The 18,162-nt window shown below is 69.9% G+C and carries 18 protein-coding genes; 11 read left to right on the top strand and 7 right to left on the bottom strand.

The window, feature by feature from the left end; translation table 11 throughout:
• Positions 1-7: 7 nt before the first annotated feature.
• Positions 8-1,078 carry an asparaginase gene (locus tag R0232_RS31305; RefSeq protein WP_093348292.1) on the top strand — a complete coding sequence of 357 codons (1,071 nt, stop codon included), beginning with the start codon at positions 8-10 and terminating at the stop codon, positions 1,076-1,078.
• Positions 1,079-1,156: 78 nt separating this feature from the next.
• On the opposite strand, the gene R0232_RS31300 is transcribed toward R0232_RS31305, so the two are convergent.
• The 3 genes from R0232_RS31300 to R0232_RS31290 are packed head-to-tail and all read right to left on the bottom strand — an operon-like array spanning position 1,157 to position 3,829.
• On the bottom strand, positions 1,157-2,014 hold the full coding sequence (locus R0232_RS31300; protein ID WP_208510948.1) for a phosphatase PAP2 family protein: 858 nt from the start codon (positions 2,012-2,014) through the stop codon (positions 1,157-1,159).
• 10 nt (positions 2,015-2,024) lie between these two features.
• Complete coding sequence (locus R0232_RS31295; protein WP_431510568.1) at positions 2,025-2,843, bottom strand: metallophosphoesterase family protein; 819 nt, start codon at positions 2,841-2,843, stop codon at positions 2,025-2,027.
• On the bottom strand, positions 2,840-3,829 hold the full coding sequence (locus tag R0232_RS31290; protein WP_093348288.1) for a diacylglycerol/lipid kinase family protein: 990 nt from the start codon (positions 3,827-3,829) through the stop codon (positions 2,840-2,842). Before R0232_RS31290 ends, R0232_RS31295 begins: the two co-directional genes overlap by 4 nt.
• 285 nt (positions 3,830-4,114) lie before the next feature.
• Here R0232_RS31290 and glyQ point away from each other — a divergent pair, with 285 nt between their 5' ends.
• Genes glyQ through R0232_RS31255 form a run of 7 tightly spaced genes read left to right on the top strand, consistent with a single transcriptional unit; the run spans position 4,115 to position 10,514 of the window.
• The gene (gene glyQ / locus R0232_RS31285; RefSeq protein ID WP_431510567.1) at positions 4,115-5,038 is read left to right on the top strand and encodes a glycine--tRNA ligase subunit alpha; all 924 of its coding nucleotides are present in this window, start codon (positions 4,115-4,117) and stop codon (positions 5,036-5,038) included.
• A gap of 15 nt (positions 5,039-5,053) precedes the next feature.
• Positions 5,054-7,186, top strand: a complete 2,133-nt coding sequence (gene glyS / locus R0232_RS31280) for a glycine--tRNA ligase subunit beta (RefSeq protein WP_431510566.1) — start codon at positions 5,054-5,056, stop codon at positions 7,184-7,186.
• 27 nt (positions 7,187-7,213) lie between these two features.
• On the top strand, positions 7,214-7,543 hold the full coding sequence (locus R0232_RS31275) for a hypothetical protein (RefSeq protein WP_431510565.1): 330 nt from the start codon (positions 7,214-7,216) through the stop codon (positions 7,541-7,543).
• Positions 7,540-8,076 carry a DUF6036 family nucleotidyltransferase gene (locus R0232_RS31270; protein ID WP_431510564.1) on the top strand — a complete coding sequence of 179 codons (537 nt, stop codon included), beginning with the start codon at positions 7,540-7,542 and terminating at the stop codon, positions 8,074-8,076. The genes R0232_RS31275 and R0232_RS31270 overlap by 4 nt, the downstream gene beginning before the upstream one ends.
• On the top strand, positions 8,073-8,654 hold the full coding sequence (gene gmhB / locus R0232_RS31265; RefSeq protein WP_172705816.1) for a D-glycero-beta-D-manno-heptose 1,7-bisphosphate 7-phosphatase: 582 nt from the start codon (positions 8,073-8,075) through the stop codon (positions 8,652-8,654). Before R0232_RS31270 ends, gmhB begins: the two co-directional genes overlap by 4 nt.
• A complete protein-coding gene (locus R0232_RS31260; protein WP_208510945.1) occupies positions 8,654-9,448 on the top strand; it encodes a lysophospholipid acyltransferase family protein in 795 nt (264 codons plus the stop codon). Before gmhB ends, R0232_RS31260 begins: the two co-directional genes overlap by 1 nt.
• Positions 9,449-9,506: 58 nt before the next feature.
• The gene (locus tag R0232_RS31255) at positions 9,507-10,514 is read left to right on the top strand and encodes a M48 family metallopeptidase (RefSeq protein ID WP_431510563.1); all 1,008 of its coding nucleotides are present in this window, start codon (positions 9,507-9,509) and stop codon (positions 10,512-10,514) included.
• A 93-nt stretch (positions 10,515-10,607) separates the two neighbouring features.
• On the opposite strand, the gene R0232_RS31250 is transcribed toward R0232_RS31255, so the two are convergent.
• The 4 genes from R0232_RS31250 to R0232_RS31235 form a co-directional block, all read right to left on the bottom strand.
• On the bottom strand, positions 10,608-11,384 hold the full coding sequence (locus tag R0232_RS31250; RefSeq protein ID WP_431510562.1) for an SDR family oxidoreductase: 777 nt from the start codon (positions 11,382-11,384) through the stop codon (positions 10,608-10,610).
• Positions 11,385-11,479: 95 nt separating this feature from the next.
• Positions 11,480-12,412 (bottom strand): pseudouridine synthase, encoded by a 933-nt coding sequence (locus tag R0232_RS31245; protein ID WP_431510561.1) that lies wholly within the window; start codon positions 12,410-12,412, stop codon positions 11,480-11,482.
• A 61-nt stretch (positions 12,413-12,473) separates the two neighbouring features.
• Complete coding sequence (locus R0232_RS31240) at positions 12,474-13,775, bottom strand: leucine-rich repeat-containing protein kinase family protein (protein WP_431512942.1); 1,302 nt, start codon at positions 13,773-13,775, stop codon at positions 12,474-12,476.
• A 49-nt stretch (positions 13,776-13,824) separates the two neighbouring features.
• Positions 13,825-14,886, bottom strand: a complete 1,062-nt coding sequence (locus R0232_RS31235; protein WP_431510560.1) for an MBL fold metallo-hydrolase — start codon at positions 14,884-14,886, stop codon at positions 13,825-13,827.
• Positions 14,887-15,012: 126 nt separating this feature from the next.
• Between R0232_RS31235 and R0232_RS31230 the strand changes: the two genes are divergently transcribed.
• From R0232_RS31230 to aceK, 3 genes are all read left to right on the top strand, one after another.
• On the top strand, positions 15,013-15,453 hold the full coding sequence (locus tag R0232_RS31230; protein WP_208510941.1) for a MerR family transcriptional regulator: 441 nt from the start codon (positions 15,013-15,015) through the stop codon (positions 15,451-15,453).
• A 63-nt stretch (positions 15,454-15,516) separates the two neighbouring features.
• A complete protein-coding gene (gene can / locus R0232_RS31225; RefSeq protein WP_281078005.1) occupies positions 15,517-16,266 on the top strand; it encodes a carbonate dehydratase in 750 nt (249 codons plus the stop codon).
• Positions 16,267-16,286: 20 nt separating this feature from the next.
• Positions 16,287-18,107, top strand: coding sequence for a bifunctional isocitrate dehydrogenase kinase/phosphatase (aceK, locus tag R0232_RS31220; protein ID WP_208510940.1), 1,821 nt, complete (start codon positions 16,287-16,289; stop codon positions 18,105-18,107).
• Positions 18,108-18,162 lie beyond the last annotated feature (55 nt).

Raw genomic sequence — 18,162 nt, 5'->3', positions numbered from 1 at the left:
GTTCTCCATGTACCTTTCCCCTCGCTTCAGGGCCCTCGCGGCCGGTGCCGCGATGCTGGCGGCCAGCGCGCTCGCGCAGGCGCAGCAGGCGCTCCCCAACGTGGTGATCCTGGCCACCGGCGGCACCATCGCGGGCGCCGGCGCCTCGGCCGTCAACAGCGCCACCTACGCGGCCGCCAAGGTCGGTGTCGAGAAGCTGATCGCGGGCCTGCCCGAGCTCTCCAAGGTCGCCAACGTGCGCGGCGAACAGGTGTTCCAGGTCGCGTCCGAGAGCCTCACCAACGACAACCTGCTCACGCTCGCCAAGCGCGTGTCGGCGCTGTCGAAGCAGAGCGACGTCGACGGCATCGTGATCACGCACGGCACCGACACGCTCGAAGAAACCGCCTACTTCCTGACCCTGACCGTGCACACCTCCAAGCCGATCGTGGTGGTCGGCTCGATGCGCCCGGGCACCGCGCTGTCGGCCGACGGCGCGCTCAACCTGTACGACGCCGTGACGGTGGCCGGCAGCAAGGACGCCGCGGGCAAGGGCGTGCTGGTGACGATGGGCGACAACATCGACACCGGCCGCGACGTGAGCAAGAGCGTGAACATCAAGACCAGCGCCTTCTCGAGCCAGTGGGGCCCGCTGGGCATGGTGGTCGAGGGCAAGAACTACTGGTTCCGCGCGCCCGTGAAGCGCCACACCATGAACTCGGAGTTCGACATCGACCAGATCAACGCGCTGCCGCCGGTCGAGATCGCCATGGGCTACGAGGGCGTGTCCTCGACCGCCATCGACGCGCTCGCCAAGAGCGGCATCAAGGCGCTGATCCATGGCGGCACCGGCAACGGCTCGGTCGCCGACCGCATCGTGCCGAACCTGCAGAAGGTGCGCGCCGACGGCATCGTCGTCATCCGCAGCTCGCGCGTGCCCGACGGCTTCGTGATCCGCAACGCCGAGCAGCCCGACGACAAGTACGACTGGGTGGTGGCGCACGACCTGCGCCCGCAGAAGGCGCGCATCCTCGCGATGGTCGCGCTGACGAAGACCAGCGACACCAAGGAACTGCAGCGCATCTTCTGGGAATACTGATCCCTCGATCCGCGTCGGTCCCCGGGGCCGCGCTCCTTCCGCAGGGAAGGGCGCGGCCCTTTTTCTTTCGCGGCCGGTTCAGCGCGCGAGCCGCCGCTGGCGATGCCGCGCGAACTCCAGCCCGCCCACGCACACCAGCAGCCAGGCCAGCCCGGTCAGCAGGCCCGCCACCACGTCGCTCGCGAAGTGCACCTGCAGGAAGATCCGGCTGCAGGCGATGGTGACGATCGCGGCAGCGCCGGCCATCGCCGCCGCCACGTGCCAGCGCGGCGGCAGCAGGCGCAGCGCGAGATAGACCAGCATGCCGTAGCTCACGATCGCGCCCGCGCTGTGGCCGCTCGGGAAGCTGTAGCTGGTCTCGTGCGCCAGGCCGTGGTCGTGCAGCGGCCGGGCGCGCGCGAAGATCTGCTTGAGCGCCGGGTTCAGCAGCACGATCCCCACCAGCGCCATCGACCAGCCGAGCGCCAGGCCGCGATGGGAGCGGTGCCACAGCAGCAGCGCCACCAGCACCGCCACCGGCGCCAAGGTGGCGAAGTCGCCGAGCCGCGTGAGCCAGCTGAACGCGAGGATCACGCCGTGCGGCATGTGCTGCGCGATCGCATCGGTCAGCGCCTGGTCGGCCAGGCCCAGCGTGCGGCCGTCGCCGAGGTTGGAGGCGATCCAGGCGAACAGGCTCGAGGCGCCGAGGATCGCCGCGAAGCCGAGCACCAGCGCGAGCACCAGCCGCGGTTCGTCGGGCTCTTCCTCGGCGGCCAGCGCGAGCCGGCGGCGCTGCGCCATCCAGCAGGCCAGGCCGGCGATCAGCACCGAGGCCAGCAGCAGCGAGAGGAAGCCGCCCAGCGCATGGGCGCCGAGCTGTTCGGCATGCGCGACGAGGGCGGGCGGGTTCGGGAGGGGAGTGGAAGGAAGGGAAGGGACGGGGACGGCCGATGACATGCGGCGCACCCTAAAGCGGCGCCGCTGCGCTGGCAAGCGAAAGCCTTACGGCGTCGGCGAGCACGAAGGCCTGGCGCTCGGCCGCGTAGTCCCAGCGCTCGACCGCGCAGGCGCGCGCGCCGTCGTCGCGCCGCACCACGTTGACCGAGTTCGGATGCCCCGCGCGCACGCGCCACGACACGGCCGTGCCCGCCTGCACCGCCCACATCGGCCGCGGGCAATCGACGAAGCACTCGTGCAGCGGCAGCACGAAGGGCAGGTGGATGTGGCCGCCGAGCACCAGGTCGGCGCCGGCCGCGGCCCAGCGCGCCACCGCGGCCTCGCCGCCGTGCAGCCGGTTGCCGATGTCCTCGCGCCGCGTCACCGCCACCGGTTGGTGCGTGACCACCACGCGCAGTTGCGACGGCGCCGCCGCGGCCAGCCGACGCGCCACGCGCTCGACCTGCGCGTGCGACACCTCGCCGTCCTCGTGGCGCCAGCGGCGCGTGGTCTTGACGCCGATCGCGAGCCAGCCGGGCGTGTCGATCACCGGCTCGAGTTCGCCGCCGAAGGCCTCGCTGTAGCGGCCATAGGGTGCGAAGGCGCGCGCCGCGAGCTGGAACAGAGGGATGTCATGGTTGCCCGGAATCGCCAGCAGCGCCCGCGGCGCCAGCCGGTCGACGAAGGCGCGCGCGGCCGCGAACTGCGCGCGCGTGGCGCGCTGCGTGATGTCGCCCGACAGCACCAGCAGCTCGGGCGCGAGTTCGCGCGCCAGCCGCTCGAGCGCCGCCAGCACCGGCGGCTGCTCGGTGCCGAAGTGCGGGTCGGAAACCTGCAGCAACACGCTCATTGCTTGGCCGCCTCCAGCTCGGGCGCCACGTCGGGCCGCACCAGCCACAGCGGCTCGGGCGAGACGCGGAACAGCAGCGGCATCTCGGCCCAGCCGATCTCGCCGTCGGTCGCCACCTTCACGCGCCGCGGGCCGCGGCTGCCCGCGCGGCCGATGCGCACCGTCATCGACTCGAAGGGAAAGCTCAGCACCTCGTCGGCCTCGCCGAGCCGCCCGAGCGCGCCGCGCAGCAGCAGCCCCGGCATCGACAGCAGGCCATGCGGCTTGAGCGCCACCGCGGCCAGTTGCCCCTGCTCGGGCGCATCGGCATGCTCGATGCCGATCTGCAGCAGCTGCAGCGGGTTGTTGCCGACGAACAGCGTGGGCGTGCGGATCGCGCGCTCCTGGCCGCGCCAGCCCATGCGCAGGTCGAGCGTGCGGTGGCCGCGCAGCACGGTCAGCAAGCCGGCGCCGAGCGCGATCAGGCGGTTGCGCCCGTAGCGCGACTTGTAGTGCTCGCGCTCCTCGAGCAGCTGGGCGTACAGGCCCAGGCTGGCGTTGACCAGGAAGGCGCGGTCGTTGAGCAGCCCGACCTGCACCGGCCGCGGCGGATGGGTCAGCAGCACCTCGAGCGCCTGGGCGGTGTCGCGCGGAATGCCGTGGGCCCGGCTGAAGTAGTTGAAGGTGCCCTGCGGCAGCACGCCGAAGGCGCAGCCGCTGCCCAGCGTGGCCTGGGCCACGGCATTGATCGTGCCGTCGCCGCCCGCGGCCACCACCACGCCGCCGGCGGCGCGCGCGCGCTCCACCGCCTCGCGCGCCAGCGCGCGCAGGCTGCCGGGGCCGTCGTCGGCGCTGCCGCGGTCGACCGTGAAGATGCGCAGCCGGCGGTCGGCCGCGGCGCAGCCTTCCTCGATGACCTGGCGGGCCTGGACGGCGTCCTCGCTGCCGGAGGCGGCATTGAGCACGATGAAGAGCGGGGTGTTCGGGCCGGTCTCGGGCACTGGCATGGGGCGTGTGGGGCTGGGGGCTCGTGGGGGAGGGACGTCGGATCGGCGTGGCGGGCGGGCGTTCCCGGCCCGCATGAAAAGCGCCGGCCGCGCGGCCGTCGGAAGACGATGGCCCGCCGATGGCCCGCGCGGACCCCGGTTTATCGCACGGCCCGTGTCCGCTGCGTGGCAGGCGCCTTCCCGACCCGCTGTGGGAGAGTTGCCCTCCGCCCGTAAAATCGCGGGCTTTCGCGGCGCACCGCCGCGCTTTCGTCCAACGCCCGGCCGCGCCGGCCGGCACCCTTCATGTTGACCTTCCAGCAAATCATTCTCAAATTGCAGTCGTACTGGGCCGACAAGGGCTGCGCGCTGCTGCAACCGTACGACATGGAAGTGGGCGCGGGCACCTCGCACACCGCCACCTTCCTGCGCGCGCTCGGCCCCGAGCCCTGGAAGGCCGCCTACGTGCAGCCCAGCCGCCGCCCCAAGGACGGCCGCTACGGTGAGAACCCCAACCGCGGCCAGCACTACTACCAGTACCAGGTCGTGCTCAAGCCCGCGCCCGCGAACATCCTCGAGCTCTACCTCGGCAGCCTCGAGGCGCTGGGCTTCGACCTCAAGAAGAACGACATCCGCTTCGTCGAGGACGACTGGGAGAACCCCACGCTCGGCGCCTGGGGCCTGGGCTGGGAGGTCTGGCTCAACGGCATGGAGGTGACGCAGTTCACCTACTTCCAGCAGGTCGGCGGCATCGACTGCAAGCCGATCACCGGCGAGATCACCTACGGCCTCGAGCGCCTGGCGATGTACCTGCAGGGCGTGGAGAACATGTACGACCTGGTGTGGACCGAAGGCCACGGTGGCGCCAAGCTCAGCTACGGCGACGTGTTCAAGCAGAACGAGGTCGAACAGTCGGCCTACAACTTCGAGCACTCCGATGCCGAGTTCCTGTTCACCGCCTTCGCCGCGCACGAGAAGCAGGCCAGGCACCTGATGGCCGAGCAGCTCGCGCTGCCGGCCTACGAGCAGGTGCTCAAGGCCGCGCACAGCTTCAACCTGCTCGACGCGCGCGGCGCGATCAGCGTGACCGAACGCGCGGCCTACATCGGCCGCATCCGCAACCTCGCGCGCAGCGTGGCGCAGAGCTACTACGACAGCCGGGAACGGCTGGGCTTCCCGATGGCACCGCGCGAATGGGTCGCGCAGATCGCACCGAAGAAGGCCGCCTGAGCGATGACGACCCCCATGAACAAGACCTCCCTGCTGGTTGAACTGTTTGTCGAAGAACTGCCGCCGAAGGCGCTGAAGAAGCTCGGCGAGGCCTTCGCGGGCGTGCTGCGCGAACAGCTCGTGGCCCAGGGCCTGGCCGAGGCCGGCTCGGTGCTCACGCCCTTCGCCTCGCCGCGCCGCCTGGCCGCGCACCTCACGCACGTGGCCGAGCGCGCCGCCGACAAGGCCGTCTCGCAGAAGCTGATGCCCGTGGCCGTGGGGCTCGATGCCTCGGGCCAGCCCACGCCCGCGCTGCTCAAGCGCCTGGGCGCGCTCGGCGCCGACGCCTCGGCCGTGCCCGGCCTCAAGCGCGCCATGGACGGCAAGGCCGAAGCCCTGTTCTACGAGAGCACCGCCAAGGGCGCCACGCTGGCCGAAGGCCTGCAGAAGGCACTGGCCGAAGCCATCGCCAAGCTGCCGATCCCCAAGGTCATGAGCTACCAGCTCGAGAGCGGCTGCGAGCTGCCGGGGTGGACCAGCGTGAGCTTCGTGCGCCCCGCGCACGGCCTGGTCGCGCTGCATGGCGATGCCGTGGTGCCCGTCGAGGCGCTGGGCCTCCAGGCCGGCCGCGAAACGCATGGCCACCGCTTCGAGGCCGCGGTCGATCCCGTGGTGCTGCGCAACGCCGACAGCTATGCGCTGCAGCTGCAGGACGAGGGCGCGGTGATCGCGAGCTTCGAGGCGCGCCGCGCCGCGATCGCGCGCCAGCTCGCCGCGGCCGCGGTCCAGGTCGGCGGCGGCTCGGTGCCGATCCACGACGACGCGCTGCTCGACGAGGTCACGGCGCTGGTCGAACGGCCCAACGTGCTGGTCTGCAGCTTCGAGCGCGAGTTCCTCGAGGTGCCGCAGGAATGCCTGATCCTCACGATGAAGGCGAACCAGAAGTACTTCCCGCTGCTCGACGCCTCGAGCAGGCTCACGAACCGGTTCCTGGTCGTCAGCAACATCAGCCCCGACGATGCCAGCGCCGTCATCGGCGGCAACGAGCGCGTGGTGCGCCCGCGCCTGGCCGACGCCAAGTTCTTCTTCGACCAGGACCGCAAGAAGACGCTGGCCTCGCGCGTCGCGTCGCTGGGCAAGGTGGTCTATCACAACAAGCTCGGCACCCAGGGCGAACGCGTGGAGCGCGTGATGCGCATCGCGCGCGCCATCGCCGACCAGCTGGGCAATGCCGAGGTGGCGCGCCAGGCCGTGCAGGCCGCCCAACTGGCCAAGGCCGACCTCGTGACCGACATGGTCGGCGAGTTCCCCGAGCTGCAGGGCATCATGGGCCGCTACTACGCGCAGCACGACGGCCTCGACGCGGCCGTGGCCGATGCCATCGAGGACCACTACAAGCCGCGCTTCGCGGGCGACGAACTGCCGCGCAACAGCGTCGGCCTGGTGGTCGCGCTGGCCGACAAGCTCGAGACCCTGGTCGGCATGTTCGGCATCGGCAACCTGCCCACCGGCGACCGCGATCCGTTCGCGCTGCGCCGCCATGCGCTCGGCACGATCCGCATGCTGATCGAGAAGAACCTGCCGCTGGACCTCGACGCGCTGCTGGCCGAGGCCGCCGCGCAGTTCAAGGACATCGCTGGCTTCGATGCCTCCAAGGCCACGGTCGAGCTGCAGGACTTCATCCTCGACCGTCTCGCCGGCAGCCTGCGCGAGCAGGGCGCCAGCGCGCAGGAAGTCGACGCCGTGCTGGCCCCGCGCCCGCAGCGCCTGGGCCAGGTGCCCCAACTGCTCGCCGCCGTGCGCGCCTTCGCCGTGCTGCCCGCCGCCGCCGCGCTGGCCGCGGCCAACAAGCGCATCGGCAACATCCTCAAGAAGGCCCCCGAAGCCGACGCCCACGTCAGCGAGCTGCTGCTGCAGGAGCCCGCCGAGAAGGCGCTGCATGCCGCCATGGCGCAGGTGGTGCCCGCCGCCAACGCCCAGTTCGATGCCGGCGACTACACCGCCTCGCTGCAGACCCTGGCCGCGCTGCGCGAACCGGTCGACGCCTTCTTCGACGGCGTGATGGTCAATGCCGAGCAGGCCGACCTGCGGCTCAACCGGCTGGGGCTCCTGATGTCGCTGCATGCCGCGATGAACCGCGTGGCGCAGCTCGAGCGGCTGGCTGTCTGAAGACCGTCACTCGATAATCGATCGCGCATGAACCGGCAACAGCAACTGGATCAGTTCTCCCTCGCCCTGCACCAGCGGGCGGTGGCGGTGCTGCGCCAGAAGCCCGCGTTGCGCGAGCAGGCCCGCCGCACCCTCGAACGCTGGCGTCAGCAGTCGGGTCCCACGCGCTCCGACGTGCTGTGGGACGAGTGGGAGCGTCTTCTCGCCGGCGATGTCGGCGTGCTCGAAGATGCCGCGCTCGTCGAGTCCGAGCATGGACAGCTCATGCGCAGCGTGTCGCCGCTCGGCGGTCTCGTCTCGCAGGTCGAACGAATGGCATTGCTCAAGCAGGCGCGCGAGCAGGCCGCGACCCCATGAAGCTCGAAGAACTGCAGCACGTGTTGCGCGCTTCCGCGGCGATCTCGAAAGAAAGTTCTTTTGTGGTCGTCGGCAGTCAGGCCGTGCTGCTGCTGCTCGATCAACCGCCCGAGTCGCTGCTGGTGTCGCGCGAAATAGATCTCTACCCCGCGCTGCATCCGGAGCGCGCCGACCTGATCGACGGGGCGATCGGCATGCACTCGAGCTTTCACGAGACCTTCGGTTATTTCGCCGACGGTGTCGGGCCCGAGACCGCCGTCATGCCCGGCGACTGGATGAGTCGCGCCAGCCTGCACTACGTCGGCGAGATCACCGCCATCTGCCCGGAACTGCACGACTTGGTCGTTTCCAAGTGCGTGGCCGGTCGCGAGAAGGACGCCGATTTCGTTCGCGAGCTGTTGAAGCAGGACCTGGTATCGCTCGATACGCTGGTGCACCGCATCGGCATGCTGGATGCGGCGAAGTATCCGCTGCCGCATCTGGTCGCCTGGGCGAAGCGGCGCAAGCTGGAGTCTGAAGGAACACCTCCATGAAACTCGTGATCCTCGACCGCAACGGCACGATCAACGTGCACCGCGAAGACTTCGTGAAGAGCGACACCGAGTGGACGCCGCTGCCCGGTGCGCTCGAGGCCGTGGCGCGGCTCAACCATGCGGGCTGGCACGTGGTGATCGCTTCGAACCAGTCGGGCCTGGGGCGCGGCCTGTTCGACATGGCCTCGCTCAATGCGATGCACGCCAAGATGCACAAGATGCTCGCGGCCGTGGGCGGGCGTGTCGATGCGGTGTTCTATTGCCCGCACAGCCCCGACGAGGACTGCGAATGCCGCAAGCCCAAGCCGGGCCTGTTCCAGCAGATCGGCGACCGCTTCGGCATCGACCTGGCCGGCGTGCCCACCGCGGGCGACAGCCTGCGCGACCTGCAGGCCGGCGCGGCCGCCGGCTGCGAACCGCACCTGCTGCTGACCGGCATGGGCGCGGCCTGCCGCGGCTTCGATCCGCTGCCTCCCGAATATCCGGCGGACACGAGGGTGCACGAAGACCTCGCCGCTTTCGTCGACTTTTTGCTCGCGCGCGAGGCGCGCGCCGAATCCATGCAGGTGGCTCTCTGATGGCGTTGCTCCGTTCCGTTCTCCACGCGCTGTGGATGTTCGTCACCGTCGTCCCCTGGGCGATCATCATGCTGGTGTGCTCGATCTGGATGCGCGGCATACCGCTCTACTGGATGGCGGCGCGCTGGCTCTCCTGGGCCGTCGGCAGCGGCGCGCGTGCGCTGCTGGGCATCCGGCTGCGCGTGAGCGGCATGGAGAACCTGCCGGCCGACAAACTTGCGGGCGCGATCCTGCTGGTCAAGCACCAGTCCACCCTCGAGACCTTCCTGATGCCCACGCTGATGCCGCATCCGCTGGCCTACGTGTTCAAGAAGGAGCTGCTCTACGTGCCCTTCTTCGGCTGGGCCATGGGCCGGCTCGACATGATCCACATCGACCGCAGCCAGCGCGCCCAGGCCTTCAACAAGGTGGTGAGCCAGGGCCGCAAGCTGCTCGCGCAGGGCATCTGGATCATCATGTTCCCCGAGGGCACGCGCATTCCGCGCGGCCAGAAGGGCACCTACAAGAGCGGCGGCACGCGCCTGGCCTGCGAGACCGGCGTGCCCGTGATCCCGATCGCCGTGACCTCGGCCAAGGTCTGGCCGCGCAAGGCCTTCGTCAAGCGCGCCGGCGTGGTCGACGTGTCGATCGGCGTGCCGATCTCGAGCGCGGGCCGCAAGCCCGACGAGCTGATGCGCGAGGTCGAGGCCTGGATCGAGGCCGAGATGCATCGCCTCGATCCCGAGGCGTACCGCGATGCCGATGCCACCGGTGGCGTGGCCGGCAGCAGCGCCACGGTCGAGAAGGCGGGTTGAAGGCGCGCGCGTCTTCGGCCGTCGTCCCTTCCTTGTCGTCCATCATCGGGAACCACGCATGCGGGAGCTGATGCAGCTGGCGCTGGACCTGTTCGGCGATGGCGCCGCGGCCGCGCCGCCACCGCCCGCCGCGCCGCGCGGCCGCAAGAGCCCGGGCCCGGCGCGGCCACGCACGCGCCAGCCCGGCAGCCTCGTGCCCGATGCGCTGCCCTTCGCGGTGTCGCCGGTGGTGGCCGTGCCCACCCCCACGGTGCCGCTGGTCGAGGACACGCGTCCGGCCGTGCCGCTGGCCGACACCCTGACGCCCGCGAGCTTCGTGCATCCGCAGGCCTCGCGCGAGCTGATGCTGGGCGCGGCGCGCGTCGCCTACGAATTCAAGCGCGGCAAGCGCCGCACCATCGGTTTCGTCGTCGGCGCCGAAGGCCTGTCGGTGCGCGCGCCGCGCTGGGTCGCGCTGCGCGACGTCGATGCCGCCGTCCGCGAGAAGAGCGACTGGATCCTGCGCAAGCTCGCCGAGACCCAGCAGCGCCACGCGCGCGTCGAGGCCACGCGCATCGACTGGAAGGACGGCGCGGGCTTTCCCTTCCTCGGCGAACCGGTGGTGGTGCGGCTCGATCCGAAGCATGGCTTCGAGGGCGTGGGCGGTGCGCTCGATGCGGGCGACGGCACCGGTCCGCGGCTGCTGCGCCTGGCCGTGGCGCAGAACGCCGAGCCGGCGCAGATCCGCGATGCGGCGCAGGCCTGGTTGATGCGGCAGGCACGCAAGCTGTTCATCGAGCGGCTCGATCACTTTGCGCCGCTGCTGGGGGTGCGGTGGGCGAAGCTGTCGTTGTCGAATGCGGCGACGCGGTGGGGGAGTGCGAGTGCGGATGGGTCCATTCGGCTGAACTGGCGGTTGATCCACTTTCGGTTGTCCGTGGTGGACTACGTGGTGGCGCACGAGTTGGCGCATCTGCGGGTGATGGATCACTCGCATCGGTTCTGGGAGACGGTCGAGAGCGTGGTGCCTGACTACGATGTGTTGCGGCAGCAGTTGAAGGATGAGGCTGTGCCTCGGTGGGGGTAGTTGTTCTTTCTGCGTAGGCCGTTGGCCGGGTCTCGCCCCGGCGGGCGAGACCCGGCCGACGACCTGCCCAGAGCCAGCAGCCTCAGCAAGAAATCAGCGCGCGTGCGTCACCCCCCCATCCACCACCAACGTAGACCCCATCACATAGTCCCCCGCATTCGAAGCCAGAAAGATCGCCGCCCCCGCCATGTCCTCGGGCTTCCCGATCCGCCCCGCCGGAATCCGCCCCTTGATCTCATCCCCATGGTCCCGAGCATCCTTGTTCATGCTCGACGCAAAGGCCCCCGGCGCAATCGCACTCACCACGATCCCGTCCTGCGCCAGCCGCAGCGCCATGCGCCGCGTGAGCTGGATCAGCCCCGCCTTGCTCGCCGCATACGAGTAGGTCTCCTGCGGGTTCACCGAGATCCCGTCGATCGAGGCGATGTTGATCACCTTCGCGAGGTGGTTGCCCCCCGCGGCCGCCTTCTTCAGCAACGGCGTCAACGCCTGCGTCAGGAAGAACGGCGTCTTGAGGTTCAGGTCGACCACCTTGTCCCACCCGCTCTCCGGAAACTCCGCATAGGGCGCCCCCCAGGCGGCACCGGCGTTGTTGACCAGGATGTCCAGCGAGGACTCGTGCTTCGCGAACGCGGCGACCAGCGCCTGCGCCCCTTCGAGCGTCGACACGTCGGCCGGCAGCGACACGCAATGCCCGAAAGCCGACAGCTCCTGGGCGGTCTGGTCGCAGGCCTCGGCCTTGCGCGCCGAGATGTAGACGCGCGCGCCCTGCGCGAGGTAGCCCTCGGCGATCATGCGGCCGATGCCGCGCGAGCCGCCGGTGATGAGGGCGGTGCGGCCCTGGAGCGAGAAGAGTCGGGTGGTGTCCATGTGCGGCGTCTCCTGGTGTGCCTGGGGCCGCCCGATGGAAGAAAGGCAGGGGCAGCCGGAGGCCGCAGCTTAGTGCCGGCGCCGCGCCGCGGGCGTCACCTTGGCGCCAGCAGCAGGCGCAGCTGGCTGTCGAAGCGGCGCGGCTCGCCGGTCACCGGATCGGTGAAGGCGATGGAACGCGCCAGCAGCTGCAGCGGCCGCTCGAAGTCGTCGGCGGCTACCGGCGCCAGCACCGGATAGAAGGGGTCGTTCACGATCGGCATGCCCAGCGCCATGCAGTGCACGCGCAGCTGGTGCCGCCGGCCCGTGACCGGCGACAGCGCGAGATGCGCGAGGCCGTCGAAGACCTTCAGCACCGCGATGCCGGTCTCGGAGTTCGGTTCGCCGGGCGCCTCCTTCACCTGCATGAAGTGCGCGTCGTCGACCAGCCGGCTGCGGTAGACCGAGGGCAGCGCGGCCGCGGCGGCCTCGCCGCCGGGCAGCGGCACGATCGCCTCGTAGTCCTTGTGCACCGTGCGCTGCGCGAACATGGTCTGGTAGGCGCCGCGCGTCTCGGGCCGCAGCGAGAACAGCAGCAGGCCCGCGGTGCTGCGGTCGATGCGGTGCAGCGGCGACAGCGCCTCGATGCCGAGCTTGCGCTTGAGCCGCACCAGCAGGCTCTGGTGCAGGTACTTGCCGGTGGGCGTGACGGGCACGAAGTGCGGCTTGTCGACCACCAGCAGGTGCGCGTCGCGGTACAGCACCTGCTCCTCGAACGGGATCGCCGGCTCGGTGTCGAGCGCGCGGTAGTAGAAGACGCGCAGCGGCGCCTGGTAGCGGCGCTCGGGCGTGACGGGCACGCCGTGCTCGTCGACCACCTCGCCGTCGCGGATGCGCCGCATCCAGGCCTCGGGCGCGATGGCGGTGAAGCGCGCGATCAGGAAATCGGCGATGGTCGGCCAGTGGTCCTCGGTCGGCAGGCCGACGCAGCTCGCGCTCACGCCGTCGCGCATCGGCAGCGGCGGATGGGCGAGACGGCCGCGGCTCATTGAAGCACCTTCGTGCTTCGCACTGCGGTGCGAGCTTGCTTGGGGCGGCCCGGCGCGGCGCTCATGCGAGGGCCTCGTCGAGCAGCGCGGCGATCTCCGCGGCCGAGGGGCGCGCGGCCACCTCGGGCCGCAGGCAGCGATCGCGCAGCGCCGTCATCGCGAGCGGCGCTTCATCGCAGCGCGCGACCAGTTCCTCGAGCAGGCAGCCAAAGGCGCGCACCTCCAGCTGCCGCGCGCGCGCCGCGTCGTCGGCGGGCAGCGCATCGGCGAACCAGGCGGCGCCGAAGTCGCCGAGCCGCGCGCCCTGCTCGGGATGCCAGAGGATGTTGTGCGCATAGAGATCGCCATGCACCAGGCCGCGCGCATGCAGGTGCCGCATCGCCGCCGCGATGTCGCGCGCGATGCGCAGCGCGGTGGCGGCGGACCAGCGGGACTCCTCGGCATAGACGTCGCGCGTGCACGAGGCCAGGCTCGGCGGCCCCGCGAGCGTGCGGAACGAGGCCGGCACGCGCGCCATCACCAGGCCCTGCGTGCCCTCGGGATGGCCGTCGATGCGGCCCTGCGCGCCGATCAGGGTGGCATGGGCGCCGGCCGCGATGCTGGCCGCGAGCTCGCTGCGTGGCCAGCCGTCGCTGGTGACGGCTCCCTTGAACAGCTTGACCGCGACCGGCTCCCGCGCGTTCAGCAACGCCTCGTGGATCACGCCCGAGGCCCCTTCGCCGAGCTGCGCACCCAGCCGCAGCGCGCTCCAGTCGATGCGCGGCACCGCGGGCGCGATCGCCGCGGCCTCCTCGTCGCGCGCGTCGAAGGCATTGCCCGCGGCGGCCAGCCACGACAGGCGCGGCATCGACCACAACCAGCCGGGCGGCGTGGCGAAACGGTTGGCGGAGATGCGCAGCAGCTCGAGCCGCGTGCAGCCGGCCAGTGTTTCGGGCAGTGCGCTCAGGCGGTTGCCCGCGAGCATCAGCTTCTGCATGCGCGCGCAGTCACCCAGCGTGTCGGGCAGGCGCTCGATCGCGTTGTCGGTCAGGATCAGCCAGCGCAGCGAGGGCGCGAGCGACGCGGCCGGCACCTCGGCGATGCGGTTGGCCTTGAAGCCCACGATGTCGAGACTCGCGCAGTCGCCGATCGATTCGGGCAGCCGCGTGAAGCGGTTGTCGGAGCAGAACAGCACGCGCAGGCGGTGCAGCCGGCCCAGGTCGTCGGGCAGGCGGTCGAGCGCATTGCCCGTGAGGTTCAGCACCTCGAGCGTGTCGGCCAGCTCGAAAATCTCGCGCGGGAATTCCTCGAGGCCGCAGCCCAGGTCGAGCCGCGTGGCGCCGGCCAGCCGGCCCGCGCGCAGATCGGCCAGCGTGTGCGACATGTTCATGCCCGCGAGTCTATGCGCGGCCGTCCGCCGCGCCGCGCCGGCTTCAGTGCAGGGCGCCGAAGCGATAGATGCCGTCCGCGCCCAGCTCGCGCTTCACCTGCCCCGAATACCAGAGCAGGTGCAGGTGCGCCACGGTCTCGCCCATCGCGAAGGTCATCTGGTGCAGGTCGAGCTCGCGCTTGAACAGGATCGGCAGCCCCTCGAAAGCCGTGATCGGCCGCGCCAGCGCGACCTCAAGCAGCTCGGCCAGGCGGTCGCGGTGGTGCTCCTGCAGCTGCTCGACGCGGCGATGGATGCCGGTGAAGGGCTTGCCGTGCGCGGGCAGGCCGAGGGTGTCGGCGGGCAGCGACTTGAAGCGCTCGATGCTGTCGAGGAACAGCCGCAGCGCATTCGCCTCGGGCTCGCCCGCGTACACGCTCACGTTGGTCGAGATGCGCGGCAGCATCATGTCGCCGCCCAGCAGCAGCTTGAGGTCGTCGCAGTACAGCGCGATGTGCTCGGGCGCGTGACCATAGCCGCTGATGCAGCGCCAGGCATGGCCGCCGATGTCGATGCTGTCGCCGTCGAGCATGCGCACGAAGCTCTCGGGCACCGAGGGCACCATGTTCGCGTAGTAGTTGGTGCGGCCGCGGATCTTGTCGAGCGCCTCGGGGTTGGCCAGGCCGTGCGCGCTGAAGAAGCGCGCGGCATGCTCGCCGCCCGCCAGCGTGTCGCCGCTGCTGCAGAGCACGCGTGCCACGTGGTAGTCGGTGGAGCTGATCCACAGCGGCACGTTCCAGCGCTTGCACAGCCAGTCGGCCAGGCCGATGTGGTCGGGGTGCATGTGGGTGACGATCACGCGCACGATCGGCAGGCCCTGCAGCTGGGTCTCGAAGATCTGCTCCCACTGGGCCCGCGCCTCGTCGCGCGAGATGCAGCAGTCGACCACGGTCCAGCCCTCGACGCCGCGGTAGTTGTCGCGCAGCAGCCAGAGGTTGATGTGGTCGAGCGCGAACGGCAGCCGCATCCGGATCCAGCGCACGCCGGGCGCCACTTCGAGGGCCTCGCCGGGGGCGGGCAGGGTGTCGCCGAGGGGGTAGTGGAGTTCGCGTTCGAGCAGATTCATGTAGGATTGACGTTTACGTAAACGTCATGGGTTGAGGGCACCATTGTAGAGAGCGCGGCGCAAATGTGCTGTCGCCCCCGCAACGCCCCCTTTCCGGCGCCTCCCGTGTTCCCTGAACAAGCCCTCATGCCAGCGCAAACCTTCACCATCAGCCAGCTCGCGAAGGAATTCGACCTGACAACGCGGGCGATCCGCTTCTACGAGGACATGGGGCTGCTCACGCCCGAGCGCGCCGGCCTGCAGCGCATCTACAGCGCGCGCGACCGGGCCCGGCTCACGCTCACGCTGCGCGCCAAGCGCCTGGGCCTGAGCCTGACCGAGGCCAAGGACATCCTCGACATGTACGACAGCCCGCGCGACACGGTGCCGCAACTCGAGCGCTTCCTCAGCATATTGGGCGCCCACCGCGCGCAACTCGAGGGCCAGCTCGCCGAGCTGCAGGCCAATATCGCGGAAGTGCGTGCTCACGAAAAGAAGGGCCAGACGGCACTGGCGCGCGCGCAGAAGGCCGAAACCGCCGGCAAGCCCAAGGCCAGGCCACCGCGACCGGCCCGAACCACCGCCTGAGAGAGCCCCCGGCGCCGGGCGCCGCCGCACCGAATCCCCCTCCACCTCACCGACAATCCCCGCATGTCCGAATCCCTCGACGACCTCTTCGCCCACAACCGCGCCTGGTCCGCGCAGATGGAACGCGACCGGCCTGGTTTCTTCACCAGCCTGGTCAAGCAGCAGACGCCGCGCTACATGTGGATCGGCTGTTCCGACAGCCGCGTGCCGGCCAACCAGATCACCGGCCTCGAGCCCGGCGAGGTGTTCGTGCACCGCAACGTGGCCAACATCGTGGTGCACTCCGACCTCAATGCGCTGTCGGCGATCCAGTTCGCGGTCGAGCACCTGAAGGTCGAGCACATCATGGTGGTGGGCCACTACGGCTGCGCGGGCGTGAAGGCCGCGCTCAACGGCACCCGCATCGGCCTGGCCGACAACTGGATCCGCCACATCCAGGACGTGCGCGACCGCCACCACGTGATGCTCGACAGCTTCTCGGAAGAAGTGCGCGCCGACGCGCTGTGCGAACTCAACGTCGCCGAGCAGGTGGTCAACGTGGCCGTCAGCACGGTGATGGTCGACGCCTGGAGCCGCGGCCAGAAGGTCACGATCCACGGCTGGACCTTCGGCGTGCACGACGGCCTGCTGCAGGACCTGGGCATGAGCGTGGAAGGCGACAAGTCGCTCGAATCGCTCTACAAGGCCGCGGTACAGCGCGTGCGCCACAAGTACAGCCGCCCCGGCGAGCTGGTGACCAGGCTCACGGGCAAGCCCGCCGCGGCGCCCGCGCCCGCTACCGCCACCACTCCCGCCACCCCCGCGGCCGACTGAGACCGCGCCCGCTTCGGTCCATGTTCCCGCAGCGCCTCGACTCCCCGCTGGCCTACGACATCGCGAAGGCGATGATGGACGGCTTCAACCGGCACTACACGCTGTTCCGGGCCGAGTCGTCGCGCGCCAAGCACCGCTTCGAGACCGCCGACTGGCATGGCCAGCAGCGCGCGCAGCGCGAGCGCATCGAGTTCTACGACCTGCGCGTGAGCGAGGCGGTGGCGCGGCTCGAGAAGGAGTTCAAGGCCGGCGAGCAGCCGATGGACGTCTGGCACCAGGTCAAGCTGCACTACATCGGCCTCTTGGTCGACCACCACCAGCCCGAGCTGGCCGAGAGCTTCTTCAACTCGGTCACCACCAAGATCCTGCACCGCGCGTACTTCCAGAACGACTTCATCTTCGTGCGCCCGGCCATCAGCACCGAGTACATCGAGCCGCGCGGCGCGCCCACCTACCGGCCCTACTATCCGTCGCCCGCCACGCTGGCCGACACCATCGAGCAGATGCTCGACGACTTCGCGCTGCTCGGCAGCTGGGCCCACAAGCGGCGCGATGCCGAGCGCGTGGCGAGCGCGATGCAGGGGCGCTTCCACCAGGTCAAGCTGCGCGCCAACTTCCAGCTGCAGGTGCTCTCGGGGCTGTTCTATCGCAACAAGGGCGCCTACGTGGTCGGCAAGATCATGAACGGCTTCGTCGAGCTGGCGTTCGCGCTGCCGATCCTGCACGACGGCCAGGGCCGCTTCCACGTCGACGCGGTGCTGTTCGGCGAGGACGACCTGCAGATGCTGTTCAGCTTCGCGCGCGCCTACTTCATGGTCGACATGGAGGTGCCCTCGGCCTGCGTGCAGTTCCTGCGCTCGCTGATGCCGCGCAAGCCGCGCGCCGAGATCTACAACGCGCTGGGCCTGGCCAAGCAGGGCAAGACGCTGTTCTACCGCGACTTCCTCTCGCACCTCAACTACTCGAGCGACCGCTTCCGCATCGCGCCCGGCATCAAGGGCATGGTGATGCTGGTGTTCGACCTGCCCTCGTTCCCGTTCGTGTTCAAGGTCATCAAGGACTTCTATCCGCCGCCGAAGGACACCACGCGCGAGCAGATCAAGGGCAAGTACATGCTCGTGAAGCAGCACGACCGCGTGGGCCGCATGGCCGACACGCTCGAGTACAGCGACGTGGGTTTTCCGCTCGACCGCTTCGAGCCCGCGCTGATCGAGGAAATCCGGAAGTTCGCGCCCAGCCAGCTCGAGATCGGCGACCGCGACGGCAACGGGGAGATGGAGCTGGTGCTCAAGCACGTCTACATCGAGCGCCGGATGATCCCGCTGAACATCTACCTGCAGGAGGCCTTCGACATGCTCGCGCATCCCGAGAGCCCGGCGCAGGCCAGGCGCGCCAGGGAGCAGCTCGAGCAGGCGGTGATCGAGTACGGCAACGCGATCAAGGACATGGTGGCGGCCAACATCTTCCCGGGCGACATGCTGTGGAAGAACTTCGGCGTCACGCGCGGCGGCAAGGTCGTGTTCTACGACTACGACGAGATCGAATACATCACCGACTGCCAGTTCCGCAAGGTGCCCGCGCCGCGCAACGAGGAAGAGGAGATGAGCGGCGAGGTCTGGTATTCGGTCGGCCCGAAGGACGTGTTCCCCGAGACCTTCGAGCCCTTCCTGCTGGGCAACAAGGACGTGCGCGAAGCCTTCATGGCGCACCACGCCGACCTGCTCGACGCCGCTTTCTGGCAACACCACAAGGAACGCATCCAGGCCGGCCAGATGCTGGACGTGTTCCCGTACGAAGAGTCGCAACGCTTCCACGACGAGGAGCAGGCGGCACATTCCTGACGGGCCTTCGCATCCGCGGACCCGCATTCTTTTTCCAGCATCAAGGAGCACTCAC

The sequence above is a fragment of the Variovorax sp. DAIF25 genome, from assembly GCF_050711835.1.
Taxonomy (GTDB): Bacteria; Pseudomonadota; Gammaproteobacteria; order Burkholderiales; family Burkholderiaceae_C; genus Variovorax.
This window is presented reverse-complemented; position numbering and strand designations above follow the sequence as displayed.